Origin of the sequence: Pseudomonas guariconensis, assembly GCF_900102675.1 — a bacterium.
Lineage (GTDB): Bacteria > Pseudomonadota > Gammaproteobacteria > Pseudomonadales > Pseudomonadaceae > Aquipseudomonas > Aquipseudomonas guariconensis.
The window spans coordinates 15,913-41,246 of the sequence record NZ_FMYX01000002.1; the positions used below are offsets into that span (position 1 = coordinate 15,913).

Here is a 25,334-nt window from a genome sequence, read left to right on the forward strand (position 1 = left end):
ATGTTGCGCCGCCTCGTTATGTTGTCATTCGCGTTGTTGCTCACCGCCTGCGCCAACAACAACGTCACCCAGGATTTCGACGCCAGCCGTGACTTCGCTGCCTACCGCAGCTGGGCCTGGCAGGAACCGGCGTTGCAGTACCGCCCGGACGACCCACGGATCAAGAGCGACCTGACCGAGCAGCGCATCCGCCAGGCCGTGGCCGACCAGCTCGACCAACGCGGCCTGAGACCGGTGCAGGGCAATGCCCAGGCCGATGTGAAGGTACGCGCCTACCTCATCGTCGAGGAACGCCAGCAGCAGATCACCACCAACTACGGCGGCGCCTGGGGTGGGTACTGGGGAGGTTATTGGGGCGGGCCGATGTACAACGAGACCCGTAGCGTCGACTACAAGGTCGCGACCATCCAGGTGGACATGTTCGACGGCCGTGACGGCAAGCTGGTCTGGCGTGCCAGCGCCGAACAGATCATGAACAACTACCCGCCCGGCCCGGAAGAACGCAACACTGCGATCCAGAAGACCGTCACCCAGGTGATGTCGCACTATCCACCGCGCCGGCAGTAAACAGACGATGCAGTGATGGCACGGGCTTCGCCCGTGTTCGCGGGATAAGCCGCGAACACGGGCCGGCAAGGTCGTCACGATCGACCAAGCAAACACGGCAATTAGCCATCACCTTTACTACACTCCTTTCACCGCCGCCGCGCTGCTTGGCCAGAGGCCTGCAAAGGAGTGCCCGTGGTTCTTCGTTATCCCGCACGCCAACGCGGCGCGATCGGCCTGATGGCCGCGCTCACGCTGGGCCTTGCCCTGCTGTTCATGCTGCTGGTGGTCGACAGCGGCCGGCTTTATCTGGAGCAGCGTAAACTTCAGCGCATCGCCGACATGGCAGCATTGGAGGCGGCTGGCCAGCACGCCGTGTGCACCGGCACCGGTCCCCAGGCCCCCACCCTTGCGCGCACCGCCGCCACCCGCAATGGCCATGATCCGAGCAACCCGCTGGTGGCCAGTTGTGGCCATGTGCAAACCGGGGCCGACCACCTGCGCACCTTCACCGTCGATGCCTCGCGCAATGAGGCAATCAGGGTGCAGGTCAGCAACACCGTCCCCACCAGCGTTGCCGCCGGTGTCTTTGCCTTGGTCAAAGGCGATGGTTTGCCCTTGACCAGCACTTTGACTGCCAGCGCCGTGGCCTCAGTGCCCACGCAACCGCAGGCGATGCTGCGAATCCGCAGCACACTGGTGAAGATCGACACCCGCCAGGCGGCGCTGCTCAATGCTCTGCTCGCCCCCCTGGGTGGCAACCTGCAGCTCGACGTTGCCGGCTGGCAGGGCCTGGCCGACACCCAACTCAATCTACTCAAGTACCTGGATCAGTTGGCAGTGGACCTGAACATCAAAGCCGGCGACTACCAGACCCTGCTCGACACGAACGCCAGCGCAACCCAACTGCTGCAAGCCGCCGTGAAAGTCCTGCAGCAAAGTGGCACCGCGGTTGACGTGGTATCGAACCTGGGCAAGGTGGCACTGGCCGGCAGCGGCAGTTCATTGCATCTGGGGGAGCTGGTCGATATCCAGAACGGCACCGCCAAGGCCGGGCTCGATGCTAGCCTTCAGTTGCTTCAGTTGGTCCATGGCATGCTCATGGTCGCAGCCAGCGACAGCGCCGCAGGCATCGACCTCTCGCCCAGCGTGCTTGGCCTGGCCAATGGTCGAATACGGGTGAAAGTCATAGAGCCACAACAGATTTCCTCGGTGGGTGACCCATCAAAAGATGAGCTCAGGGTGCATACCGCCCAGGTCAAAGTCCTGGTGTCGGTCGATCTGCCGTTGCTGGACAGCGTCGTCGGCCTGGTAAACGCCGTGCTCGACCTGGCGGCCCCCTTGACCAACGTGCTGAACAATCTGCTCAGCCTGAACCTGTTCGGCACCGTGCAATCGCTGACCTGTAGCCTGGGCATTCCGTGCAAGGTCAGCGACATCAAGCTGATGCCGGACAAGCTTCACCTGGATATCGGCCTGGAGATAGGCGAAGCCACCAGCCGCCTCAAGCCGCCGTTGACGAGCAGTTACAGTTGCTCCCCCAAGCGCCTCACTACCCTCACCGACCGCTCCGCCGTGAAGATCTCGGTGGGCAGGTTCGACTCGCCCGACACGTTTTTCGCCCAGGGCACCGCTGCGAACAAGGCCCTGCCTTTGATCGACATCGGCACCAATGTCTGCAGCCGCGTGTTGATCCTACCGCCAGTCTGCGGCACCCGCGTGCCCTTCGCCGGTGGCGGCATCGGCGTGCGTGTCGACAGCAAGGTACTGGGGTACGGCCAGGGCGAACATGACTTGGTCTTCCAAGGCGCGAGCGAGCCGCCCGATATTGGTCTCGATCCGCGCTATCAGGCGATGGCGACCGCCAACAGCAATGTGGTGGGCAGCCTCAGCGACACCTTGCTGGGGATTCACCTGGAGGCCTACGAACCCACTGCGAACAGTGGCCTGGGCAAGATCTTGGTGTTGACCGCAGGCCTGCTCGACGGTGTGAAGAGCATCCTCGAACCGCTGATCAAGAACCTGCTCAGCCCGATCATCGATCCGTTGGTGGAAATGCTCCTCAAGATGCTCGGCATCGACCTGGTCAACGCAGAAGTCGGGGCCAACCTCAGTTGTTCCAGCGGCCGCGCTCAGTTGGTGCTGTAAACCGGCAGACACACCCTGAAGCACGCGCCCTCGGCTCCGTTGGCCACGCTCAGGCTGCCTTCCATGGCTTCGATGATGCCATGGCTCACCGACAGTCCTAGCCCGGTGCCGACACCCGCCGGTTTGGTGGTAAAGAACGGCTCGAAAATACGCGCCTGGACCTGCGGGTCGATGCCGCCGCCGTTGTCCTCCACCCACAGGCACAGCTGCCCAGGCTGCAAGGTCTGGCGGATGCTGATCCAGGGCTCGGCGCAACGTTGTTCGAGCAGGGCATCGCGGGCATTGATCATGAGGTTGATCATCACCTGCTCCAGTTGATCCTTGTGCCCCAGCACCTGCGGTTGGTCCTCGGGCGTCTCGATCCGCAGGGAGACGCCCTTGCCGCGCAGGCTTTCCTCGAGCATCGCCGTCGCCTCCTGCACCGCGCTCCAGGCTGCGAAGCGCTGACGCTCGACCTCGGAGCGGCGCCCGAACACGCGCATGTGGTCCACCAGCCGTGCGGTACGCTCGATCTGCGCTTCGATGCGGTGCAACTTATCCTCCAGATAGGCAGGCTCGGCCGTGCCGTTCTCCAGGCGTTTCAGGGCATTGGCCGCCGCCATGCGCATGACGTTCAGTGGCTGGTTGATTTCATGCAGCAGGCCGGTGGTCAACTCGCCGAGCGTCGCCATCTTGGCGCCTTGCAGCAGCTGCCGCTGGCTGCGTCGCACTTCGGTGTTGTCACGGCCCACTGCCTGGATCTCCAGCAGCCGCCCCTGCTCATCGAACAGCCCGCGGTCGGCCCAGACCCACCAGGCGTGCTCGCGACCAGGCAACTGCAGGCAGATCTCCGCGCTGCTCATCGGTTGCTCGGGGGTCAGCAGTTGCAGCCGCGCCAGGAACGCTTCGCGCTGCTCCTGCGAGAGCCACTGGCCGAGGTTCATACCCTCCAGTTGCTCCGGCGCGCAGTGCAGGTAGTCGGCCAAGGGTCGGTTGCCGAACACCAGGGCCAGGTCTGGACGATAACGGCAGATCATCGCCGGAGAGTCCTCTACCAGCACCCGGTAGCGCTCCTCGCTCTGGCGTACCCGGTCGGCGGCCTCGGTGGCCTCGCTGACATCCAGCCACAAGCCGACCACCTCCAGCGGCTGGCCAATATCGTTGCGCAGCAGTCGCGCCTCATCGAGTATCCAGTGGTAGCCACCCCGGCTATCTCGCAGACGGTAGCGGCTACGGGCCTGGCCCTCGCGCAGCAAGGTGCGGGTACGCTCCAGCCACAATGCGCGGTCGTCCGGATGCACGGCCAGGCCCGGCTGGCGGGCCTGTTCGCTGTCCGGCGTCCAGCCCAGCAGCGGCATCAAGCTGGCGCTGAAGAATTCGCTGTGCAACGCACCTTCGGCGTAGCGCTGTATGTAGATCACCGCCGGTGAACTGGCGATCAGGCTTTCCAGGCGTGTGCGCGCCGCGCTCGTCTGCAGCTCCTGCGCCTTGAGCGCGCTGATGTCGAGCAGAAAACCGCGCAGCTCGCTGCCCTGCAACCGGCCCACCCAATGCAGCCAGGCCGGATCGCCATGCCCTTGGAGCGCCGGCACACGCACGCTCAGGCTCAAGTCATCGCCCATGCAGGCCTGCTCCAGGGCCAGGCGCGCCGGCTCCCGGTCGGCAGGGTGAAGCCGCGCAAGCCACTGCTCCAGGCTGGGGTGGTGGGGCAGATCAAGACGCGCGGCCAGGGTCGGGTCCAGGTGCAGGCCGTCCTCGCGGGACCAGGCCCACCAACCTGCGCCCAGTTGTTGCTGCAACTGCGCCAGGTAACCGCTCTGCTGTTGCAGCCGGGCATGCCGATAACGGCTGAGCACAGGTTCGATCAAGGCCTGCCACAACAGGTGCGCATCGGCGGGCATCTGCTGCCCGCCGGCACACAGCAGCCAGGCCTGGACCTGCGAGCCTTCAAGGTACGGCAGCACGAACAGCGAAACGCCGCCACACAGCGTCAGCAGTTCTGCAGGCAGCGTGGCGGCTGTCTGAGGTTGCGCCGACAGACCGTCCAGCCAGGATTGCAGGCGGGCGTCGCCCGGCCACGGCCAAGGTGTCTCGTTACCGGCGAAGGTGCGCCAACCCGAAGCCTGCGGCAGCATCAGGCGCACGGCGGGCACATGCCAGTGCTCGGCCAGATGCTGCAATTGCACCGCCACACATTGGGTCAAACGCTCCGCGCTGCACTCGCGCAAGGCGCGGTCGATGTCCTTTGCCAACTGCCACTCGCCTTGATGCTGCCAGGCGTGGGTCCGCTCGAGCAGCAGGTCGCCGATATCGAACAGCTGCAACAACCAGCCATCGCCCTGGCGCATCACCCAGCCACGGGTACACAGGGGATTGCCCGTGGCAGTGCGAAAATCCAGATCTAAGGGTTGCCCCTGCCAATCGGCAGGCTGCCCTTCCAGCACCAGCCAGCTGTGCCGCTCCAGGTAGTCCTGGACCCGGCCACCACCTTTGAAGGGCAACGCCAACAAGGTGCGCAACGGCCCAGACAAGCGCTGCACGCTGCCTTGCCCATCGAGCCACAGTTGCAGGCCAACGGCGGCAGGCGCCTCAGGCTCGGAAACAGCTGGCTGCGTGCCGCCGCGCCAACGGTCGAACAGCCCGGTCACAGTTGCAGACTCGCTTTGGCCTGCAACTGCTCGGGCAAGCGTGGTACTTCACCGATCACAGGCAGCACCAGCAATGGCAACACGCGGGTCAGGCGCTCACGCGGGTATTGAATGGTTACGGTCAACAGCTTCCCGCTCAACTCGACCTTGGCATCCTTGACCGCGCTGAAGCCCAAGGCCGCGGGCATCCAGGACAGCTGCTGGTCGATCGCCTGCTGTGCCACGGCGCTGTAGCTGGCCAAGGCGCTGCCGGGCTCGAGCGCCACGCAGCGGCGCACCGCCTCGCTGGCCGCCTGGTTGAACGACTGCACCATCAGCATCGGCAACGCATAGCTGACCAACCCGTAGAACACCGCGAAAAAAACCATGAAGACTGCGACGAACTCGATGGCAGCCGCACCTTTTTGCCGTCTTGCCAGGCTTGCTTTCATGTTCGCGTCTACCCTGACTATGACACCTGAAACACAGCATAGAACCGTTCAACGAATAGGGATGGCATTTTGCCAATGCAAAGCATTGTTCTCCTGATGTGGCTTGCCTTGTGCACCGAACAAGATATCCGCGAACGGCAGCTCTCCAACGCTCTGACCCTGGGCGTTGCGGCTTGTGCCTTGGTCTGGTTGTTCGCCACCGGGCGCAGCTGGATCGGCGCCGAACCCAGCGATGCCGGTTGGGCACTGGCCATCGTCATGTTGCTCACCCTTCCCGGCTACATGCTTGGCCGCTTCGGCGCTGGCGACGTCAAGCTGATGGGCGCCCTGGCCCTGGCCACCAGCCCCCAGTACGTGCTTGGCACTTTCATCGGCGCCGGCATCACCGTGCTGGCCTGGCTGCTTGGCCGCCGCAGGCTGTGGATCCTGCTCAATCCCAAGGTGAAAAAGCGCCTGCAGAAACTGGCCGAGGAAGTCGGCGACAAACAACCCTTCGCGCCCTATGTGCTGGTGGGTTTTCTGCTGACAGCCGTATGGATTCAGTAACGACACCAAAAACTATACAAACCTTGTACAAAACCACCAACACCAGCTACCGTCTTTAGCGTTCATGCGCAGGAACAAGGGCCCAGAACGAACAGGGAGTTGATCGTGAACAAACAGCCCAGCACGGTGAAGATTCTGGTCGTCGATGACCAGCCAGAGGTGGTCGAACAGCTGTGTGAATATCTCGAACTTCACGGCTACGCCTGCACCCCGGCCAACAGCGCCATGCAAGGCATTGAGCGCTACCAGGCCGACGAGCAGATCGGCTTGGTTCTGTGCGATCTACACCTCCCCCAGATCGATGGCATCGAGATGGTCCATGCGCTCAAGAAACTCACCGGTCGCCAGCGCGTGTTCGAAGCGATCATGCTGACCGGACAAGCCGAGAAGCAGGACATCATCCGCGCCCTGCGGGAAGGGTTCGCCGATTACTACCAGAAGCCCGTCGACCTGCAGGAGCTGCTCGAAGGCGTGCGACGCCAGGAGCAAGCGCTGCTCGAACGCCAACGCAACATTCATGAACTGGGGCACCTGAACCAACGCTTGCAGGAGCTGGCCGAGTCCATCGATATCCTTTACCAAGACCTGGAGAAAGCCCGCGGCCAAGGCATGCATCGCCGCGCCACGGACCTCGAAGAGCCCGAGGCCGAGCTGCCCCCGATCTTCGACAAGCTCTCGCCGCGTCAGCTGGAAGTGGCCAGGCTCGTGGGCAAGGGCAAGACCAACTACCAGATCGCCTGTGAGCTCGGGATTACCGAGAACACCGTCAAGCTCTACGTGTCGCAGGTGCTGCGTCTGACCCACATGCACAACCGCACCCAACTGGCCTTGGCGCTGATGCCAGGCGCTTCGCCGCTGAGCCAGCGCTTCTCCACCCACTGAACGGCACAGGCTTGTAGCCTGTTGCCGGCTCGCTCGCCGATGCCCGTTCCCACAAGTAGCGTGCCGCGCTCATGGTCTGCGCAGGACCGGCAGGCGTTGGCTGCGTCAGTTACCGGTGGTGCTCATCGACTGATAGCGGAAGGCATCGGGGATCGGATACTTGTAGCTGTCCAGCCAGCGCTGTAGGGACAACTCCCGCTCCTTCGCGCTCTGCCTCTGGGGTTTCGGCGAGGCCTGCTGGTTGCTCGCCTGCACCCGCAACCAGGCTTCGGCGCCAGTGTCCGGCGGCGGCCGGCGAGGTGGGTCCTCGGCCTGAGCGAGCAGTGGGCAGGAAAGGCAGAGCACAACCATCATTGGCTTGAACATGGCAACGCCTCCTTTGTCTTCAACCCACCGAGCCACGCCCGGTCTCCTTCAACTGCTTGGCCCGCGCCTGGGCCTCGGCGAACTGCTCCGGCTTGAGCCCTAGCCGGGTCACCAGGTCGGCGGCCTGCTGCCAATTGTCCTCGACCAGCGACAGGGTCACCAGGTTGACTGCCGGCAGCGGGTTGTCGTCCTTGAGCTCGATGGCGGTCAGGAACTCGAAGCGCGCCTGTTCATGATCGCCCAGGTTCATCAGCACCACTCCCAGGTCATTGCGCACCTTCTCGTCGGTTGGCGCCAGACGCACCGCCCGCTGCAAGTTGCGCAGCGCCTGTACATCGTCCCCCCGCGCCGAGGCAAGCTGGCCCAGGCCATGCTCGGCTTCGGCCGCCAGGCAGCCGCCGAGCAGGCTGCGGTAAAGCGGTTCGGCTTCGCTGCGCCCAAGCAGGCGCAGTACCTTGGCTTTGCGCAAGCGCACCTGATCGAGGTCGTCCGGCAGTTGCTGCAGGTGCGCATAGCTGGCGTGCGGGCGCCCGTCGTTGAGCATCTCGTCCGCCAGGTTCAGTGCCAGTTGCTGGTCGGCGGTGGGCTTGCCGCAGGACGAGGTGCCCAGCAACCTGGCAAACCCCTCGGGTGGCTGGCCCGCACAGCCTGCCAGCAAAAACAGACCGGTGAACAACAGGATCGCTTTCATCCGACTCTTCCTTCCTCAGAACGCCAGGGCCCGCGTCAGTGCGGTGAAACCCGGTCCGGCCAGGACGATGATCAAGGCCGGGAACAAGAACATCATCATCACCGCCGACATCTTTGCCGACATCTTCGAGACCCGCTCCTGCAGACGCGTCAGGCGCCGATCATCGAGCAAGGTCTTAAGGCCCAGCAGCGACTTCATCGCACCGCTGCCCTGCACCAGCAACTGGCGCAGGATCACGCAGGTGTCGATGAATTCGTCCACCGCCAGCAGGCGTGCGGTCTTTTCCAACTCCGGCCCCAACGCAAGCCCGGAGTCCACGCGTTGCAGGACCAGCCGCAGCTCTTCACTCACATGCGGCACCAACGTGCGGCTCTCGTGGCTCAGCACCCGCAGGGCCTGTTCGACCGCCAAGCCGCTCTCGAACAAAATGCGCAGCAGCGGGATCACCAGGCTCACCTCCTGGGCGATGCGCTGCTGGCGGCGCAATGCGGCCATCGCCAGCAGGCGCTTGGGCAGCAGGTAGCCCACCCCCAGGGCACACAGGGGCAACACCACCCCATGGCCAAAGCCGCCCGACACCAGGCCCTGCTGTAGCAACAGCGTCAGGCCCGCCGCCAACACCGGCAGCCCCAGTTGCACGGCCGCGAACAACGCCCGGTGACGGCTACGACGCCAACCCACTCGCTCCAGCAGGGTCTGGGTTTCGCTGTCCAGGGTCTGCAGACGTCGGCCCAAGGCCGAGTTGCCCAGCCAATGCAGCCAGTCTCCCAGCCGCTCCTCACGGGCCAGCTGGCCTTGCAAACGCCGTGCGATCATCTGCCGGGCGCGGACCTGGCGCAGCGCCTGCAAGCTCAACAGGACAAAGCCTGCGAACAGGCAAAGGGCACAGATCAGCCAGGCCATGGTCACAGGCTCCTCATCATGCGCCACAGCATCAGACACCCCACCGCCTGCAGGGCGAAGGCGAACAGCAACATCATCTGCCCCTGGCTGTCGCGCCACATGGCCATCAGGTAGCCGGGGTTACCCAGCAAGAAGTAGCCAACCATGGTCAGCGGCAAAGCGCCGAGAATCCAGGCGGTGATCCGTGTCTCACCGGTCATGGCCCTGAGCTGGCGAGCCCCTTGCTCACGTTCGCGGATCAGCTTGATCAGGTTCTCCATCAGCTCGCTGGCGTTGCCGCCATAGTGCTGGTTGATGCGCAGCCCCAAGGCGAACAGCCGCAGCTCGTCCTGCTCGTACAGTTCAGCCAGCTCATGCACGGCCTCCTCCAGAGGCACACCCATGCGCACGTTGCGCTGCACACGGCCCATGGCCGAACGCAACGGCTCGCGCGTGCCTTCGATCCCACCGAGCACCGCATCGCTGAGCGTGCGGCCGGCCTTGAGGCTGCGCACGCTGTAGTCCAGCAGCCCAGGCAGTTGTTCGACGATCAGCGCCAGACGGCGGCGACAGCGCCAGCTCAGGTACAGGTAGGCCAGCAGTGGCAGCGCGGTCAGCACCAGCACGGCCGCGACCCAGCCGGCCAACAGCAAGGCCAACGCGACCAGGCCCAGCCAGCCTGTCAACCAAGGGCGCAGGCTGAACTCGCCCTGGGCCAGCCCCGCACGCTGCAACAACGGGTCGAGCCAGTCACGCCGCACCGTGGCGGTTCGCACGCTCTGGTAGGCACGTCCCAAGCGCTGCAGGATGCGCTCCTCGCGGCGTTTGTACTGACCTCGGCGAAACAGCAGCAAGGCCACGCCCAGCAACAAAGGCGCCAGTGCCAGCAGCAGCGGACCCATCACATCACCCCGTCCTGGCGCAGCTTGGCGCCCGCCGGGTTGGGGGCATCGCGCAAGAAGCCCTCGCCGCCGCGCCGGTCGAGGCGGAACAAGGTATTGGTGACATACACGTCGTCACGCACCCCGACCACCTCCAGCACCTCGCTGACGCAACGCCGGCCATCGGCCAGGCGGGTCAGCTGAATCACCACATCGAGCGCCGCGCAGACCATCTGGCGCAGCGTCTTCTCGGCCACCTGGCGCCCCGTCAGCCCCACCAGGGTCTCCAGGCGCAGCAAGGCATCCTGCGCGGTGTTGGCGTGCACCGTGCTCATCGAGCCATCGTGCCCGGTGTTCATCGCGGTGAGCACGTCGAGCACTTCGGCTCCGCGGATCTCGCCGAGCAGGATGCGGTCCGGGCGCATCCGCAAGGCGTTGCGGATCAGCTCGCTGGCCTTGATCTCGCCATGCCCTTCGGCGTTCGGTGGCCGGGTTTCCAGGCGCACCACGTGCGGGTGGTGCAGCTGCAACTCCGCCACGTCTTCGATGGTCACCAGGCGCTCATGGGGAGAGATCATCTGGCTGAGGATGTTGAGCAAGGTGGTCTTGCCCGTGCCCGTGCCGCCGCTGACCAGGATATTGCAGCGCCGAGCCACGGCCCGCTCGAAGAAGTCGAAGATGGCCTGGTCGATGGCACGGGTGGCCAGCAGGTCGGCGCTCTTGAGCATGTCCTGGCGGAACTTGCGGATCGACAGGCAAGGCCCGTCCAGCGCCACCGGCGGGATGATCGCATTGACACGGCTGCCATCGGGCAGGCGGGCGTCGACCATCGGCGAGGATTCATCCAGGCGACGCCCGAGCGGCGCGAGAATGCGCTGCATCACTCGCTCCACGTGATGGGCGTCGATGAAGCGCAGGTCGGTGCGCTGGAGCATCCCGGCCCGCTCGACGAAAACCCGGTGCGGGCCGTTGACCAGGATCTCCGTGACACTGGCATCGCGCAGCAGCACCTCCAGCGGGCCATAACCGGTCAGCTCATCGACCAGCTCCTCGGCCAGGCGCTCGGTCTCGTAGCGCGACAGCGCCAGGTGCAGGCGTGCCACGTAGTCGCCGACCTGCTCCACGACGAACTGGGTGAGCGCAGGCCGCGCGCCTTCGAGCAGGTTGCGGCCGCTGTCTTCGATGGCATCGATGACGAAGCGGTGCAGGGCACGCTTGAGTGCCTGCGGGTCGGCCCCCGCGTGGCGCGGGCCGCCAAAGGGTTCGTCGGCACTCATTTATGGCTCCACAGGCGGCGCAGCCAGGTAGTGGGGGTGGGCTTGGCCAGGTGCTCCGAGCGCCGCGCCAATCGCTCGCCGAGGTAATGCAAGGCCTGGGTCAGGCTCTCCCGGGGGGCCAGCTCGAACAGACTCAGCCCCTGGTTCTTGGCATTCAGGCGCACCTCAGGGCTGTAGGGCAACGCCTTGAGCAAGGTCAGGCCATAGCGCTTGGCCAAAGCATCGGCATCCGGCGCCACGTTGCGCAGGTAGCGGTCCACCAGCAGCACGGCATGGTCGAGCTTGATGCCCCGGTCGCGCCACTGCTCCAGCACCTCCAGGTTGCGTCGGCAGTCGAGGATGTTCTGGTCGGTATAGACGATCAGCTTGTCGCAATGGCTGACGATGGTGCGCAAGGCATCGTTGTCGGCCTGGCCGGTGAGGTTGACCACGATGTGCTGGAAGTGCTGGCGCAGGGCACTGAGCAACATGTACAGCTCGGCCGCGCTGGTCTGTTGCAGCGGATCGTCGCTGTCGGCGTAGGCCAGGATGCGCAGACCGCCCTTGTCACGAGGGAAGGCGCTGTCGATGAGGGTGCCATCGAGCCGACGCAAATGGCGCAGGGCGTCGCCGAAATAGAACGATGCCTCCAACCCGAGCAAAGTCAGGCTGTCCCCCCGCGGCAGGCCAAGGTCGAGCAGCAAGGCTTGCTGGCCGCTCTCCTGCACCACCCGCGCCAGGTGGGTGGTCAGCAATGCGCCATCGGCTGCGGCCTGGGCCCCGTAGAGCACCGTCAGCCCGCCCAGGCTTGGGTTGCTGGTGACCGCCGGCAGCCGCTTGCTCAGGCGCCGCACCAAACCTGCCACTTCGCTGGCGCGCGAGCCGTAGGCGACGAAGTCACGGGCACCGGCGCGCATGGCGTGCAGGACCAGTTGGTTGTCCATGCCATCGCCCAAGGCCACGATGGCCAACATCGGCTTGGCTTCCAGCACACCCTCGATCAGCGCGCACTGATTGATCAACTGCTCGCGGTCCAGGCCAATGAACAGCAGGTTGCTGAAGGTCACGTCGACCAAAGCCAGCAACTCGTCGAGGCTACCGCCACTGGCACCGATCACTTGGCCGAGCGGGGCGAGCGCGCCCTGCAGCCAGCGCAGGTCCTCCTCGTTGCGGGTGATGGCCAGGTAGGTCTGGTTCAGGCTCTCGCTCATCGTGATAACCCGCTACGGCCTTCGAAATTGCCGTTTTCCAGGAAAAACAGCTGCCCCCAGCTGGGGTCGTAGGTGCGCAGACGCTCGCCCGGCAGTTCCGGCAAACGGGCATTGGCGGCCAGCGGCTGGACCAGGTGAGGCGTGACGATCATCAGTAGCTCGGTGTCTTCGCGATTGACCGTCGACTGACGGAAGAACGCACCGAGAATGGGCAGGTTGCCAAGGCCCGGGAACTTATCCACACCCGAGCGGGTGCTGCTGCTGACCAGGCCACTGATGATGAAGCTTTCCCCATCGGCCAGCGAAATGCTGGTGTCGGTACGCCGGACTTTAAGCCCCGGCACCTGGGTGCCGGCGATATTCACCGCGTTGGTGTAATCCAGCTCGCTGACTTCAGGCGCGACCTTCAGATTAATGCGGTCGCGGCTGACCACGGTCGGCGTCAAGGCCAGGCGCACGCCAAACTCTTTGTATTCGATCGACACGCTGTCGCTGCCGGTGCTCGGCACCGGGATAGGGATTTCGCCGCCCGCGAGAAAACTGGCGGTCATGCCACTGAGCACGGTCAGGCTCGGACGGGCCAGGGTGTAGGCGAAGCCGCTGGTTTCCAGCGCATTGATCGCCGCCAGAAAGCGGCTGCTGCCACCGCCCCAGACAATGTTGAACACGTTGTCGTCGAGCGGAATCAACGGCCGGGCGATCGGCACAGCGCCAGGTGTGACGCGGGTCCCAGGCACAGTACCCGGTGAGCCGATCAGGCTGTTGTTCGATCCTTTGAAGAACAGCCGCGCCCCGGCTTCCTTGTATTTGTTGCGCTGCACTTCGACGAAGCGGATATCGGCCTGCACCTGGCTGGGCAATTGAGGGTCCTGGGAAGGCAGCATCGTGTCTTCGGCCATGTCCGCGCTGGCCCGGCCTTTGACGAACAGCATGGCCCGGTGGGGGGCCGGTGCACAGGCGGTCCACAGCATCAGGCTGGTATTGCCTGCCCCGACCGCCGTCAGCAACACGGCGCGCTCGCCGCTGGCCTGGACATCGGCGACCTTGGGCTCGCCCACCGCCACCCGGCTGATGGCCACCGGCAGGCGCAGCTCCTGTTGCAGGCCTTGGTCCATCTCGATCACCGACGGCAGTTGGCTGAATGCAGCGCAGCCTTTGTCGGCCGCCTGGGCCATCGGCAGCAACGTCACCATCGTCAGGGCAGGGCACAACTGTCTGAGTATCCGCTCGATACTACGCATGGCGGCGTCCTTGCTAGGTCACGGAGTCTTTGAGGTATCGGCAGCCTGGGCGCCACGGATGATCTGCATGCCCGAGATGCCGCTGCCAGGCGCCACCGTCTTGGCAATCGGCACCTGCGACAGCTGACTGAAACGATAGAGGTCACGGTTGGCGTTTTCCACCTGGGCACTGGCTTCGGTGCCGGCCCAGTAGCGGGCCAGGCGTTGTTCGTCGGCGCTGCGCACCGCCAGACGCAAGGTCCCTGTCTGGGCCGCCAGCATCAGTCGGCTGGCCAGCGCTTCAGGCACGGCCAGTGCCACGGTGCGGGCCGTGCTACCCGGTTGATCGCGACGGGCCTTCTGCTCCTCCTGGGTCTGTGCCGGCCGGCCATCATTGGCCAAGCCCATCTGCTCGCCGACGCTGAGCACGCGCAGTGCAGGCAACACCACCTGCGCGGAAGACTGGGGATTGTTGTTTTCCTCTCGCAGAAACAACAGCACATCCACGTAGTCGCCCGGACGAAGCTGCCCGGCGGCACCGATCACATCGTCCACCGCCACGGCCACGGCCCGCTCGTGTGGGCGGATCATCCGCGCCAGCGGACCACCTGCTTGGAAACTGTCTTCGGCAAGCCAGCTGCCTGCCGCCAAAGGGCGCATGCTGCTACGCCCGACAACCTGCTCGATTCGCTGGAATGCCCCTGCCGGCACTACCTGCAGGCGCTCGAGCAACAGATCGTCTGGGGTCAAGGGGGTATTGGCAGCAACGTCGCGGCGCAGCACGACAATCTGTGAGCGCACAGGCTCCTCTGCCTTGGCCGGGGTCGGCGCGGCAGGCGCAGCGACGGGAGCCACCACCGGGGCCGGTTGCTCGACGGGCACCGAGGGGCGACTAAGAACCAGCCCCCAGTACCCAGCCACCAACGCGGCGACCAGGAAAAAACCGGCGAGCATCATGGTCAAGCGACTACTCATATCCGCTATCCCCTTACGCCGTTTGCGCATTTAGCTGATGGCAAAAAGAAACTATTTCGCTATTGCAACGTAGTCCAAATGCCACAAATTGCCATGAGAAACAGGTGCTTTTTGATGCCACTAAATTGACACCTCGGCAAAACAGAAACTTAGCGCGGCTATTCGAAACTCATACTTTTGGATTAATCCGTTGTTACATTTGCAGCTTCCAATCGCTTGGCGAATTCTGTGATGGCAAAGGGGTATCACCGAGGGGATTCCCCGCCATCAGCGCTCGAACGCGCGAGGAGTTGCACCATGTCGCTCAAACGCATCCTTCTTCACTGCAAACAGTTCATCCAACGCAAGGACGGCGCCTCCGGTATCGAATACGCGGTGATCGCCGCCATGGTGGCAGTCGTGCTGGCGGGGTTCGTCCCGGGCGTGTCCAACAATGTCAAATCGGTCATGGATAAGATCCAGGCTGCCATCACTACAGGAACCAGTGGCACGACTGGCGGCAGCAGTGGAGGAAGCTCTACGACTGGTGGTACTTAACGATCAAGATGGCAGCAACGATTTTGGAACCCATTCGAAAGGAGCCGGCCATGTCACTCTCTTCCTTGCGTCAACAGATCCTGCTGGTAGACGACGAGGAAGAGGCCCTGCTCGAACTCGCCGAACTGTTGGAGAACGAAGGTTTCATCTGCCTGACCGCCACCTCGGTCAAAGGCGCCTTGCTCCAGCTCACCCGCCACCCGGACGTGGCCCTGGTCATCACCGACCTGCGTATGCCCGAAGAAAGCGGCATCGGCCTGATCAAACGCCTGCGCGACCACACGGCCCGCCAGCATCTGCCGGTGATCGTCATGTCCGGTCACGCCGACATGGAAGACATCAGCGACCTGCTACGCCTTCAGGTACTGGACCTGTTCCGCAAGCCCATCTATCACGCACGCCTGCTGGAGACGCTGGAGAATTTGTTCCCCAAGCCGCGGATGCAGGTCGTGTGCTGACCCCTGGGGACGCTCGCGCCCCATCGCAGGCCTCGCCAGCGCCCAAGAGACCACGCAGTGGTAGGGCTCGCTCTGCTAAGCGCCACTCACCCTCACAGGGAAACACTTAGATTCACCATGATCCTCGGACTGCGATCCAGGCTGTCCTGCGCCACATCCGCCAGGGGCTTGGCCAGTTCCACGGCCAGGTTGTAAAAGCGCCTATCCCCTATGCGTACTCCCAACGCCGCCGAGGCCAGTCGTGCCCGCTCCAGGTCGCGCCCGTTCGACCACGCCCGGGCGGCATCGAGCGCCAGATAGGGCTGCAGCAACCGTACCCAAGCGCCGTCGCGGTAGACGCTGTAGTCCAGCTCGTAGGCCAATCCCCACCCCTTGTCACCCGAGGCCTGGTCGGCCGGGTAGCCGCGGCCGAAGTGCTGGCCACCGAACAGCAGGCGTTCGCTGTCGGGCAGGTCGTTGCCGCTCCAGTACACCGCGCCGGACACCACACCCTGCCAGTCACGCGCCAACGCATCGCGCTGCAAACCAGACAGGCGCAGGCGCAAGAAATCCACATCGCGGGCGCTGTCACTGCGAGCGCCGAACAGATCCAGGCCTTGGTGCACGCCGGCACTGACTCTACGCAACCGACCGTCCTCGACCTTGCGCCAGTCCCCTTCGAAGGACACCGCCCGAGCATAGGTGTCACTGTCGTCCTGGCGCGCTGGGTCGGCCGTGCGCCAGTCGACGTGATCGGCCGTGGTGTAGAACTGCCCGACCACATCCAGCCACTCGTCGGGTTTGACGATCAGGGCTTGGCTGACGCCGATGGCAAGGCGCTCGCTATCCCAACGCTGGCGCAGGTTCTCACCGTCATCCAAGGGCACAAAGGTGCGCGGCTCGCTGCGAAAGCGGGACGCCGAAAGCAGCAGCCGGCTGCCCTCGGCGTCCAGGTATTGGCTGTAGTCGAGTCGGTAGTAATGGGCCTCGTCGTCACCAGGCGGCAGCAGGACGCGGGCGCTCAACTGCTCGGCGAAACGGGTCTGGGCCTGGCTGTCGAACGCCATCAGCGCTTGCGCGGACGTGCGACTACCCTCGGCCAGGGTCAACCAGGCGCCAAAGGGTTTGCGCCCGACATGGACGATCAGGCGCATGGCGCCATCGCGCCACCCGGCGGGCTGCAGTTCGGCCTCGACGCTCACACCAGGCATGCGACCGATCAGGCCGGTATAGCGCTCGAAGGATTCTCGCGTCAGTGGCCGCTCGGCCTTGAGCTTGTCGAGGATTTGCTCCAGGTAGCCGACCGCGGGCCCGATCTCCCCGTGCACCTGGGTTTCGCCGATATAGCCCTCCTCCAACACCACGTGGACACGGCCATCAGCAAAGTCCTGAGGCGGCAGGTAAGCCCGCGATAGCAGGTAGCCATCGCGCCGATAACGCTCGGTCAGGCGGTCGGTCACTGCGATGAGTTCAGCCAGGGTCACCTGATGGCCGACCACGTGCTGGTAATGCTCGCGCAATTCGCTCAGCAGGTACACCGTACCGCCTTCGAAGCGCACCTTGCGGACTGCCACAGACGTGTTCAGCGGCCATGCAGGCGCTGTTTTCTCCGCGGCCGGCATGCGCACCCCCGCCGGAAGAGGACGATAGGTATCGATCGGCAGGTTGGCGGTGGGCAGGCGTCGTTCGACCTCATTGCCGTCGAGCACGCTCGGCAGCGACCCGGCATGGCAAACACAGGCCCCGGACACCATCAGCAGCGTAACGACCAGAGGACGCATAGGACGCTCCATGACCCCGCGAAGACCGGGCGCAACAGGACCGCCCTGTGGTTCAAGCGTAGGTGCTGGCCTCACGATCGTCGAACGGCCGAAGCGAGCGGCGCGGTGGTCGCTATTGGCTGACCTGAAACTCTACCCGCGCGGTCTCGCCACTTTCGTCCAGCGCGCTGAGTTCGATGCGCCCGGTCTTTTCGAAGCGCACCAGCAGACTGTCCTGGTCGCGGGTCTCGCCCAAGGGCTGTCCATTGAGGAACCACCAGCGCTGACCGCTGCCGCCCAAGGCCGAAACCGGCACCTGCAGCGGTTCGCGACTGGTTGCCGGGCGTCGCAGGGTGTCGCCGGGGCGCACACCGACGATCGACAGCGGCGGCGCGCTCACCGGCACTTGGGGCGGACAGCTAGGGTCCACCGCCGGCAGGCGCGCGGCGCGGCGCTCGATGCGGGGCAGCCACGGCTCCAGCGGCGCCGGCCACAACGCCACCTCCTGCGCCTTGGCGCCGCTGCAACTGGCATCGACGCGCAAACCACGCCCATTGACCCAAACCGTCTCGCGCAACCCAAGCCCCAGCGGCTGATCGGCCGCTTGCAGGGTCGGCGGCGTAGTGCCGTCCAATGTCCAGGCGAAGCGCTGGCGACGGCAGTTGGGGTCCAGGCGGTTCATGGGCTGGCCCAATGGCCAACAGATGGCGGCCACACCGACGCTCGCCGGCACCCGCTCGGCCGGCACATTGATCCCCCGCTGGCTGTCACGGTTGCTGAGCAGGTCGTGGACTTGCAGCATCAGCGGCGCCGCCGAAGCCAAGCCGAACTGTCCCGGCACCGGCGTGCCGTCGGGTCGGCCGATCCACACACCGATCAGGTAGCGCGGCCCCACGCCCACCGACCAGGCGTCACGAAAACCGTAGCTGGTGCCGGTCTTCCAGGCCAACTGCGGGCGCTGTACCAGCTCAGCGTGAAGATCACGGTCCGGCCGGGCCTGGCCGCTCAAGATACGCCGGACGATCCAGGCCGAACCAGGCGACAGCAGCTGCCGCTCGACCAGCGGATCCTGAGGCTGCAGGCGTACCCGCGCGCTCTTCCCTTCACGGGCCAGGGCCGCGTAGCCACCCACCAGGTCCTCCAGACGGCTGCCCGCTCCGCCGAGGATCAGCGACAGGTTCGGTTCGGCGAGCGGCGGCAGTACCAGCGGCATGCCACCCATGCGCATCTGCGCGGCGAAACGCTTTGGTCCGTAAGCCTCGAGCAACTGCACTGCCGGCAGATTCAGCGACAGGGCCAGGGCGGAACTGGCCGAAACCGGGCCCGTGAAGCCCATGGAGAAATTACCAGGCCGGTAGTCGCCATAACGACGTGGCACGTCCTGCAACAAGGATTCTGAGTGGATAAGCCCATCGTCCATGGCCATGGCGTAGAGGAACGGTTTGAGCGTCGAGCCGGGTGATCGCAAGGCCTGGACCATGTCGACATGACCGAAGCGGCGCTCATCGGCTAGGTCGATGGAGCCGAGGTAGGCGCGCACGGCCATGGTTTGCGCCTCCACCACCAGCAGCGCCGCTGAGGTGCGCTCGGGCAGCCGTGCACGCCAGCCCAACAGCAGGTCCTCCAGGCGACGTTGCAAGGCCGCATCGAGGGTAGTGCGAATCAGCGGTGGGCTGTTGGCGCTGTTCAGACGCCGGGCCAGCAAGGGGGCCAGGGCCGGCTCCTGGCGAGGCGCCAGCAGCAAGGGTTCTTCCTGCGCCTCGCTCACCCGCTGCGCCGGCCATACCTGGTACTCGGCCAAGCGCTCCAGCACCTTGTCGCGGGCCCGCTGGGCACGCTCGGGGTGGCGATCCGGGCGCAGCCGGCTGGGCGCCTGGGGCAGCACCGCCAGCAGCGCTGCCTCGGCAGGCGTGAGGTGCATCGGCGACTTGCCAAGGTAAGCCCAGCTGGCGGCGGCCACCCCTTGCAGGGTGCCGCCGAACGGGGCGCGGTTGAGGTAGAGCTGAAGGATCTCACGCTTGGACAGGTGCCACTCCAACTGCGCCGTACGCCACAGCTGACGCAGCTTGCCCGACAGGGTGCGTTCGTGAGGGTCGAGCAGGCGTGCGACCTGCATCGACAGCGTGCTGCCGCCCGACACCACCCGGCCACCACGCAGGTTCAGCCAGGCTGCACGCGCCAGCGCCAGCGGGTTGACCCCGGGATGGCTATAGAACCAACGGTCCTCATAGGTCAGCAGCGCTTCCAGGTACAACGGCGAGACCTCCTCGGGGCTCACCGGATACCGCCACACTCCGTCGGCATCGGCAAAACGCCACAGGGGCGTGCCATCCTCGGCAAGCACCACCCGCGCCAGGTCATCGCCCGGCATGGGCAACGGCCACAAGCGATCGGCCAGCCACAACAGCGCCACGACCAGCACACTGGCGATGCCGATACCACGCACGACCCTTGCGGTGCGGGTGCGCAGGCACGCTACCATTGGCATCGGGAACCGACCTGCCCAAGTGATGGCCAAAGGCTAGGGAACGGCACCCGCGCCGATTCGTTCATCAGGAAGCAACTATGCATGTAGAAGGTTTTTTCGAGTGGCTGGGCCAAGCACTGGGTTCGTTGATCCGTTTCATCGTCGACGGCCTTAGCGGGTTGTTCAACCTGCTGGCCAACGCCGGCAGCAGTTTCATCGACGGCTTGGCGCGCAACCTGGGCATGGACACCTCGCTGGTCAGCATCCTGGCGCTCATCGTCGGCCTGATGCTGCTGTACTCGGCCGTCCGCGCCTTCATGCGCGCCTCGATCATCCTCGGGATCATCTGGGCGTTGCTGGGCCTGTGGGTGTTGAGCTGGATCGTTCATTAGAGCTGCAAGCTGCAAGCAAGCGTGGCTCACACCACCTGCTTTTACTTGCCGCTTGCCGCTCGAAGCTCCAAGAGCCCTCAGCGCCCTCTCACGATCATCTCTCCCTGCCCTTCCCCAACCGCCTGCAGGTTAGGCCGGTACATCGACTCCACCTGCGGTGGCGGAATGCGATAGGTCCCCGGCGTCACTGCCCGGGCCAGGTACAGCAGATGGCTGGTGCCGTAGCCATCGAGCTTGAGCGCGGCCACATAGCGGTCGTCGCGATACTCCTGGTGCACCAGGCTGGCATTCTGCATCGACTCGCGCCACTGCTTCACCGCGCTGCTGGCGTTGTCCAGGCTGGCGGCGCTCTGGGCCAGGTTCTGGTTCTCCAGCTCCAGGCCCGCCGGCAGCAGGTCCACCACCAAGGCGTCCGGCACCGCGGTGGAGGCCTTGAGCGCCAGGTGCACCAGCACCAACTCGCCGCTGCGTAGGCTGCGCACATCCAGCGGCTGGCCGTTCATGCCCAGGTACTCACGGCGGATTTCCATACCGTTGCCCCCGGCAGGCGGGGCCTGGCGCGGGTAGCCGGAGAGGGTCAGCTGCTGGTAGAGGGTCTCGCTGCCCTGGTTCTGCACGGTCAGCGGCGACATCAGCAAGGGGCCTTCGAGCTTCATGCCCGATTCAGCGTTGTTGAACTCGCGGATCTCTCCGGCGCTGTCCAGGCGTGCCTGCCACTGGCCTTCCGGCTTGCCCAGCAGGCCACGACCGGCCAGGTACAAGGCGTTGCGCTCCTGGGTCGACAGCCAGCGGTTGGCCGCCAGCTCATCGGACAGCGCGAACAGGCGCTGGTCGACCTGGTTGGCGGCCAGGTTGTTCTCCTGCAGCAAGGCCAGGATCAGTGCCTGGTCTCGAAGGGTGCTGCCGTAATCGGCCATCCAGCCATCGCTGCGCTTCACGCCAAGGCCCGCCTGCAAGGCTTGCTGGGCACGCGGCTTGTCACCCATCTTGTCCAGCGCCACCGCCAACTGCACCAGTGGCAAGCCGGAGCGCGCATCGCTGCGGCGCTCGAACAGGCCACGCAGGGCACCGAGCGGCGCCTGCTGGTTGCGCGCGAGCACCAGCGCGGCATAGGCCTGCACGGCAAAGCGGGTGTGGTCGGCGTTCTGGCTGTAGTCCACCTCGATCAGGTTGCGCTCCTGCACATAGCGCAGCAGGCGTTCATTGGCTTTCTTCAGGGCCTCGGCCGGTACACCGAAGCCTTGCTCGCGGGCGCGCAGCAGGAAGTCGGTGACGTAGGCGGTGAGCCAATATTCCTCTTCGCTGTCCGAGCTCCACAGGCCGAAGCTGCCGTTGTAGCGCTGCATGCCCAGCAGGTGCTCGATGCCCATCTCGATCTTGCGCTTGCGCACGTCGGCCGGCTCGCCCTTGATACCCAGGCGCTTGAGGCTTTCGGCATCGGCGTAGAGCGAAGGGTACAGGCCGCTGGTGGTCTGCTCCAGGCAGCCGTAGGGGTAGGCCTCCAGGGCGCGAATCTGTTCGGCCAGGTTCAGCGGTGGGCGGCTGGACAGCGCCAGGCTGGCTTCCAGGCCCGCGGTCTCGAAGGCCGCGAGGTCGCCTTCAGGCAAGGTCCAGGGCTGGTCCTTGAGCGCCACGCGGTAGTGCTTGAGCATCGCCGGATAGGCGGGGCGCACGCCAAGCGTCCACTGGCGCTCGAAGGCTGGGGTCGGCTCGCCAGGCAACTGCAGGCCGTTGACCCGCACCTGCACTTTGCCTTGGCCCAGGCCACCCTGGGCCTGCACCGGGATCATCAAGGTCTTGCGCTGGCCCTCGGCCAGGCTGACGCTCTGCTGGCCTTCGCCGGCCAGAGCCAACTGGCCCTCGGCGCTCACCTGCACGTTCAGTTGCTGGGCGCGGCCGGACAGGTTGGCCAGGTCCAGCGCCAGGCTGGTGCGATCGCCACCGGCCAAAAAGCGCGGCGCCGAGAGTTCGGCGATCAGCGGTGCGGCGACGACCGTCTTGCCTTCGGCCATGCCGAAGTGCTCGTCGGTCCAGGCCTGGGCCATCAGGCGCAGCTCACCGTTGAAGTCCGGAATCTCGACAGTCGCCTCGCCCTCGCCTTGTTCATTGAGCGTTACCGGAAGGCTTTGCTGGGCAACGATGGTGACCGTGGTGTTGGGGCGTTTGCCGCCCTTGGCCATGGCCGCGTCGCCGCCGAATGCCAGGCTCGCCAGACGGCCCTGCCCGGCCTCGATCAGCTGGCCGTAGATATCCAATTGGTCGGCACCGTAGGCCTTGCGGCCGAACAGGCTGGCGAACGGGTCCGGGGTCTTGAAATCGGTGATGTTGAGGATGCCCACGTCCACCGCCGACAACAGCACATGCACCTGTTTCGGCACGCTGCCATCGGCGTTGGCGGCCTTGAATTTCACGGTCAGCGGTTGCTTGGGGCGCATCTTCTGCGGGGCCTGCAAGGTCAAAGCGAGCTTGCGTTCGGCACGGTCCAGCGGCAGATGCAGTACACCCACGGCGCGCTTTGGCGTGGCGTTGGCCTTGCGTTCGCCGGGGCGGATCACCAGGGCGCTGATGTACAGGTCGTGACGCGCCCACTTTTCATCCAGCTGCACGTCGAAGGTCTTGCCCTCGGCGGGCACGTCGATCTCCTGCCACCACAGCGGGCCATCGCTGGATTCGATCATCAGATAACCGCTGCCGGCAGCAGGTGGGGTGACCGTGACCTTGGCGGTGGCCCCGTCGGCATAGGACGGTTTGTCCAAGGCCAGCTTGACCTGGTCCGGACGCACCGCGCCACCTTCGGCGTTGTCCTGGGCCCGGTAGCCCGCCCAGAAGCGCACGCTGGAGACCAGCCCTGTCTGTGGGTCTTCTACCTCGACCCGGTACGGGCCCCACTCCACCTGGAAGTTCAGCTTGGCGGTGCCGCCAGCCTTCACGCTGACGGTCTCCTCGCTCTGGGTGAGGAATTTCTCGTTGTAGTTGTAGCTCCAGCCGTCGCTCTGGGAGTAGTTCCAGTAATAGTCGCGACGCTCGCGCACCAGACGCACCTTGAGGTCTTCGGCGGCAAGCTTGTGACCTTCGCGATCGGCCACCAGCACTTCGAATTCCACGGGACCGTCGCTGTCGGTTTCCTCGCCCTCGAACAGGCCACGCAGGCCCGGCAGGCGTTCGGCCGGCCAGATCGGCTGCTCCAGGCGGCGGGTGATCGGCCGTCCGCCAGACTCCTGGAGGCTGGCCTGGACAGTCAGTTGCAACGGCGAACGGGCCTCGGCCCAGCGGCTTTCGATATCCAGGGTGGCCTTGCCGGCGTTGTCGAGGGTCACCTCGTCCAGCTCCAGGTCTTGGTTGAGTTCGGTCTCGGTGACCGAACCGAACTGATAGCCCGGCAGCGCCGGCACGGCTTCGCGCAGAGGGCGTACATAGGCCTGGCCGCTCAGACGGTTGCCGGCGGCAGGCGCGCCGTAGAGGTAACGGCCATTGACCTGGATGCGCGCGGTTTCGTCAGGCGACAGCGGCGCGCTGCTGCCCTTGAGCTCCAGGGCCAGGCGCTCTGGGAGGAAATCCTCGACCAGGAATTCATAGACCTGCTTACGCCCGCCCCCCAGGTCGAGCAGCAGTTGCCAGCGTCCGGTCGGGGCTTCGGTGGCCAGTTGCAGTTGGTATTGGAACAAACCGTTGCTGTCGGCCTCCCAGACGAACTTGCGGCTGACCTGCTCATCCGGCCGACGCACCTCGACCGTCACCGGTTGCGCCTTGACCGGCTTGCCGTCCTGATCGCGCAGCAAGCCGTTGAGCAACACCGTCTCGCCCGGGCGATACAGGTCGCGCGGACCGAAAATGAAGAACTGCAGCGGATTGGCCTGAGGGCCTGTGATGTCGAACTCGGCCAGGTCCAGGGCGGCGGTGTTCAGGCGTAGCAGCGTGGTGTTTACACCCTGGGTGGCGATCAGCGTGTCGGCCTTGGCAGTGATCGGCAGTTGTGCGTGGCCCTCGCCGTCGGTTTCGGCCTGGGCCAGCAGCTTGCCCTTGTCATCGTGCAACTCGAGAGTGACGCCCTTGAGCGCCTTGCCGCCTTCCAGGGCCTGGGCGAATACGTCCAGGCGATCCCGGTAGCGATGGGCGGAGACGCCGATGTCGCTCAAAGTGAACAGGGTCGCCGGCTGGGAATAATCATAGGTGCCCGAGGCGCGCATCACCGCCAGGTACACGCCCGGCTCCTGCAGCGGCTTGATCCCGGCGATCGGCAGCAGCACAGTCTCGCGGGTGTTGCGCGCAGGGTTGAGGTCGAAGCGGCCGCTGTAGACCAGGTCGGCCATGTCCAGGGTTTCCTTGGACTGGTAGTAGTACAGGCTGCTGTTGCGACCCCAGTTGACCAGGAAGCTGGAGAGCATGTCCGGCTTGATGCGGAAAAATTCCACATCGACCTTGTCGACGTTCAGGGCGATCACCGGCAGGCCTTCGGCCAGGCGGGTGGGCAACAGCGAGCCGCGACTGGCGAAGCCCACGGTCGGCTGCATGTCGCGGGTTTCCAGACGGGTCACCGACTCCTGCTCCAGACGCTTGTCGTTGACCGCCAGCAGGCCCTTGTCGACCGTCAAGACCAGCTTTCGCTGCGGCTCCAGATGACGCAGGCGCAGTTCCATCTGGTTGTCCGAAAGCTCCCAGGCGCCGTCGATCTTGCCTTTGACGGTATCGACCAGGTGGACCTTGGAGGCGAAGTCCTGATTGGCGTCCAAGGGAGCGGAGAAGCTGACCGAGAGGGTACTGGCACCATCGAGTTGGACTTCCGAGACGTCCAGCACGGTCAGCTCGCGGTCGGCGTAGCGCTTGGCCAGGACGGCCGGGTCTTCGCGCTTGGGCGCCGGGGTGGCGGCAGGCGCCGACGCAGCCGGCTTGTCGGCAGGAGCCGGAGCATCCTTCGACGAGGAATCACAAGCACTGAGCAGCGCCAGCGCGCAGGCCAGCAACAATCCTTTGTTGAGCATGGAAAGAGAACTCTTGGGCAGCGTGTCGATAAGGGCGCAACTATAGCGCAATGGTTGGCCACGTACCTGCCATGAGCGTGCAACTGAGACCCTGTTCGCG

General features: G+C 65.1%; 20 protein-coding genes. 7 read left to right on the forward strand and 13 right to left on the reverse strand.

Going from position 1 to position 25,334, the window contains the following annotated elements:
• A complete protein-coding gene (locus BLS27_RS03015; protein WP_090343091.1) occupies positions 1–567 on the forward strand; it encodes a DUF4136 domain-containing protein in 567 nt (188 codons plus the stop codon).
• 174 nt (positions 568–741) lie between these two features.
• Positions 742–2,694, forward strand: a complete 1,953-nt coding sequence (locus BLS27_RS03020; protein WP_232092066.1) for a pilus assembly protein TadG-related protein — start codon at positions 742–744, stop codon at positions 2,692–2,694.
• On the opposite strand, the gene BLS27_RS03025 is transcribed toward BLS27_RS03020, so the two are convergent.
• Positions 2,679–5,321 (reverse strand): PAS domain-containing sensor histidine kinase, encoded by a 2,643-nt coding sequence (locus tag BLS27_RS03025; protein WP_043207859.1) that lies wholly within the window; start codon positions 5,319–5,321, stop codon positions 2,679–2,681. The two genes, BLS27_RS03020 and BLS27_RS03025, sit on opposite strands and share 16 nt — an antisense overlap.
• Positions 5,318–5,752 carry a TadE/TadG family type IV pilus assembly protein gene (locus BLS27_RS03030; RefSeq protein ID WP_043207861.1) on the reverse strand — a complete coding sequence of 145 codons (435 nt, stop codon included), beginning with the start codon at positions 5,750–5,752 and terminating at the stop codon, positions 5,318–5,320. Before BLS27_RS03030 ends, BLS27_RS03025 begins: the two co-directional genes overlap by 4 nt.
• A 75-nt stretch (positions 5,753–5,827) precedes the next feature.
• On the opposite strand from BLS27_RS03030, the gene BLS27_RS03035 reads away from it, so the two are divergent.
• Both BLS27_RS03035 and BLS27_RS03040 read left to right on the forward strand, forming a co-directional pair.
• Positions 5,828–6,298, forward strand: coding sequence for an A24 family peptidase (locus tag BLS27_RS03035; RefSeq protein ID WP_070572676.1), 471 nt, complete (start codon positions 5,828–5,830; stop codon positions 6,296–6,298).
• A 105-nt stretch (positions 6,299–6,403) separates the two neighbouring features.
• Positions 6,404–7,180 carry a response regulator transcription factor gene (locus BLS27_RS03040; protein ID WP_090343534.1) on the forward strand — a complete coding sequence of 259 codons (777 nt, stop codon included), beginning with the start codon at positions 6,404–6,406 and terminating at the stop codon, positions 7,178–7,180.
• A gap of 105 nt (positions 7,181–7,285) precedes the next feature.
• Here the strand turns inward: BLS27_RS03040 and BLS27_RS03045 are convergent, their stop codons facing one another.
• Genes BLS27_RS03045 through cpaB form a run of 8 tightly spaced genes read right to left on the reverse strand, consistent with a single transcriptional unit; the run spans position 7,286 to position 14,662 of the window.
• Entirely contained in the window at positions 7,286–7,546 is a 261-nt protein-coding gene (locus BLS27_RS03045) for a DUF3613 domain-containing protein (protein WP_090343093.1), read from the reverse strand.
• A gap of 19 nt (positions 7,547–7,565) precedes the next feature.
• Positions 7,566–8,237 (reverse strand): tetratricopeptide repeat protein, encoded by a 672-nt coding sequence (locus tag BLS27_RS03050; protein WP_090343096.1) that lies wholly within the window; start codon positions 8,235–8,237, stop codon positions 7,566–7,568.
• 15 nt (positions 8,238–8,252) lie between these two features.
• Entirely contained in the window at positions 8,253–9,140 is an 888-nt protein-coding gene (locus BLS27_RS03055; RefSeq protein WP_090343098.1) for a type II secretion system F family protein, read from the reverse strand.
• A 2-nt stretch (positions 9,141–9,142) separates the two neighbouring features.
• A complete protein-coding gene (locus BLS27_RS03060) occupies positions 9,143–10,024 on the reverse strand; it encodes a type II secretion system F family protein (protein ID WP_043207872.1) in 882 nt (293 codons plus the stop codon).
• Positions 10,021–11,277 (reverse strand): TadA family conjugal transfer-associated ATPase, encoded by a 1,257-nt coding sequence (locus BLS27_RS03065; protein ID WP_043207873.1) that lies wholly within the window; start codon positions 11,275–11,277, stop codon positions 10,021–10,023. The genes BLS27_RS03060 and BLS27_RS03065 overlap by 4 nt, the downstream gene beginning before the upstream one ends.
• Positions 11,274–12,467 (reverse strand): CpaE/TadZ family protein, encoded by a 1,194-nt coding sequence (locus tag BLS27_RS03070; RefSeq protein ID WP_043207875.1) that lies wholly within the window; start codon positions 12,465–12,467, stop codon positions 11,274–11,276. The genes BLS27_RS03065 and BLS27_RS03070 overlap by 4 nt, the downstream gene beginning before the upstream one ends.
• Positions 12,464–13,708: a type II and III secretion system protein family protein gene (locus BLS27_RS03075; protein WP_043207876.1), complete on the reverse strand. Its 1,245-nt coding sequence runs from the start codon at positions 13,706–13,708 to the stop codon at positions 12,464–12,466. Before BLS27_RS03075 ends, BLS27_RS03070 begins: the two co-directional genes overlap by 4 nt.
• An 18-nt stretch (positions 13,709–13,726) precedes the next feature.
• The gene (gene cpaB / locus BLS27_RS03080; protein ID WP_090343101.1) at positions 13,727–14,662 is read right to left on the reverse strand and encodes a Flp pilus assembly protein CpaB; all 936 of its coding nucleotides are present in this window, start codon (positions 14,660–14,662) and stop codon (positions 13,727–13,729) included.
• Between the two features lie 297 nt (positions 14,663–14,959).
• Between cpaB and BLS27_RS03085 the strand changes: the two genes are divergently transcribed.
• Both BLS27_RS03085 and BLS27_RS03090 read left to right on the forward strand, forming a co-directional pair.
• Positions 14,960–15,199, forward strand: coding sequence for a Flp family type IVb pilin (locus BLS27_RS03085; protein ID WP_090343104.1), 240 nt, complete (start codon positions 14,960–14,962; stop codon positions 15,197–15,199).
• Between the two features lie 50 nt (positions 15,200–15,249).
• Positions 15,250–15,657: a response regulator gene (locus BLS27_RS03090; RefSeq protein ID WP_043207882.1), complete on the forward strand. Its 408-nt coding sequence runs from the start codon at positions 15,250–15,252 to the stop codon at positions 15,655–15,657.
• Positions 15,658–15,749: 92 nt separating this feature from the next.
• Here BLS27_RS03090 and BLS27_RS03095 read toward each other — a convergent pair whose 3' ends face one another.
• Both BLS27_RS03095 and pbpC read right to left on the reverse strand, forming a co-directional pair.
• Positions 15,750–17,417: a ShlB/FhaC/HecB family hemolysin secretion/activation protein gene (locus tag BLS27_RS03095; RefSeq protein WP_090343109.1), complete on the reverse strand. Its 1,668-nt coding sequence runs from the start codon at positions 17,415–17,417 to the stop codon at positions 15,750–15,752.
• 112 nt (positions 17,418–17,529) lie between these two features.
• Entirely contained in the window at positions 17,530–19,884 is a 2,355-nt protein-coding gene (gene pbpC / locus BLS27_RS03100) for a peptidoglycan glycosyltransferase PbpC (RefSeq protein ID WP_090343112.1), read from the reverse strand.
• A 77-nt stretch (positions 19,885–19,961) separates the two neighbouring features.
• Between pbpC and BLS27_RS03105 the strand changes: the two genes are divergently transcribed.
• Positions 19,962–20,255 (forward strand): hypothetical protein, encoded by a 294-nt coding sequence (locus BLS27_RS03105; RefSeq protein WP_043207888.1) that lies wholly within the window; start codon positions 19,962–19,964, stop codon positions 20,253–20,255.
• Positions 20,256–20,332: 77 nt separating this feature from the next.
• On the opposite strand, the gene BLS27_RS03110 is transcribed toward BLS27_RS03105, so the two are convergent.
• On the reverse strand, positions 20,333–25,234 hold the full coding sequence (locus tag BLS27_RS03110; protein ID WP_090343115.1) for an alpha-2-macroglobulin family protein: 4,902 nt from the start codon (positions 25,232–25,234) through the stop codon (positions 20,333–20,335).
• Between the last annotated feature and the right edge of the window lie 100 nt (positions 25,235–25,334).

Excerpts from the sequence above, each read along its gene's own strand:
- BLS27_RS03015 (WP_090343091.1), top strand. The coding sequence starts at position 1 with ATGTTGCGCCGCCTCGTTATGTTGTCATTCGCGTTGTTGCTCACCGCC.
- BLS27_RS03030 (WP_043207861.1), bottom strand. The coding sequence starts at position 5,752 with ATGAAAGCAAGCCTGGCAAGACGGCAAAAAGGTGCGGCTGCCATCGAG.
- BLS27_RS03035 (WP_070572676.1), top strand. The coding sequence starts at position 5,828 with ATGCAAAGCATTGTTCTCCTGATGTGGCTTGCCTTGTGCACCGAACAA.
- BLS27_RS03045 (WP_090343093.1), bottom strand. The coding sequence starts at position 7,546 with ATGTTCAAGCCAATGATGGTTGTGCTCTGCCTTTCCTGCCCACTGCTC.
- BLS27_RS03050 (WP_090343096.1), bottom strand. The coding sequence starts at position 8,237 with ATGAAAGCGATCCTGTTGTTCACCGGTCTGTTTTTGCTGGCAGGCTGT.
- BLS27_RS03055 (WP_090343098.1), bottom strand. The coding sequence starts at position 9,140 with ATGGCCTGGCTGATCTGTGCCCTTTGCCTGTTCGCAGGCTTTGTCCTG.
- BLS27_RS03065 (WP_043207873.1), bottom strand. The coding sequence starts at position 11,277 with ATGAGTGCCGACGAACCCTTTGGCGGCCCGCGCCACGCGGGGGCCGAC.
- BLS27_RS03070 (WP_043207875.1), bottom strand. The coding sequence starts at position 12,467 with ATGAGCGAGAGCCTGAACCAGACCTACCTGGCCATCACCCGCAACGAG.
- BLS27_RS03075 (WP_043207876.1), bottom strand. The coding sequence starts at position 13,708 with ATGCGTAGTATCGAGCGGATACTCAGACAGTTGTGCCCTGCCCTGACG.
- cpaB (WP_090343101.1), bottom strand. The coding sequence starts at position 14,662 with ATGAGTAGTCGCTTGACCATGATGCTCGCCGGTTTTTTCCTGGTCGCC.
- BLS27_RS03085 (WP_090343104.1), top strand. The coding sequence starts at position 14,960 with ATGTCGCTCAAACGCATCCTTCTTCACTGCAAACAGTTCATCCAACGC.
- BLS27_RS03090 (WP_043207882.1), top strand. The coding sequence starts at position 15,250 with ATGTCACTCTCTTCCTTGCGTCAACAGATCCTGCTGGTAGACGACGAG.
- BLS27_RS03095 (WP_090343109.1), bottom strand. The coding sequence starts at position 17,417 with ATGCGTCCTCTGGTCGTTACGCTGCTGATGGTGTCCGGGGCCTGTGTT.
- pbpC (WP_090343112.1), bottom strand. The coding sequence starts at position 19,884 with ATGCCAATGGTAGCGTGCCTGCGCACCCGCACCGCAAGGGTCGTGCGT.
- BLS27_RS03105 (WP_043207888.1), top strand. The coding sequence starts at position 19,962 with ATGCATGTAGAAGGTTTTTTCGAGTGGCTGGGCCAAGCACTGGGTTCG.
- BLS27_RS03110 (WP_090343115.1), bottom strand. The coding sequence starts at position 25,234 with ATGCTCAACAAAGGATTGTTGCTGGCCTGCGCGCTGGCGCTGCTCAGT.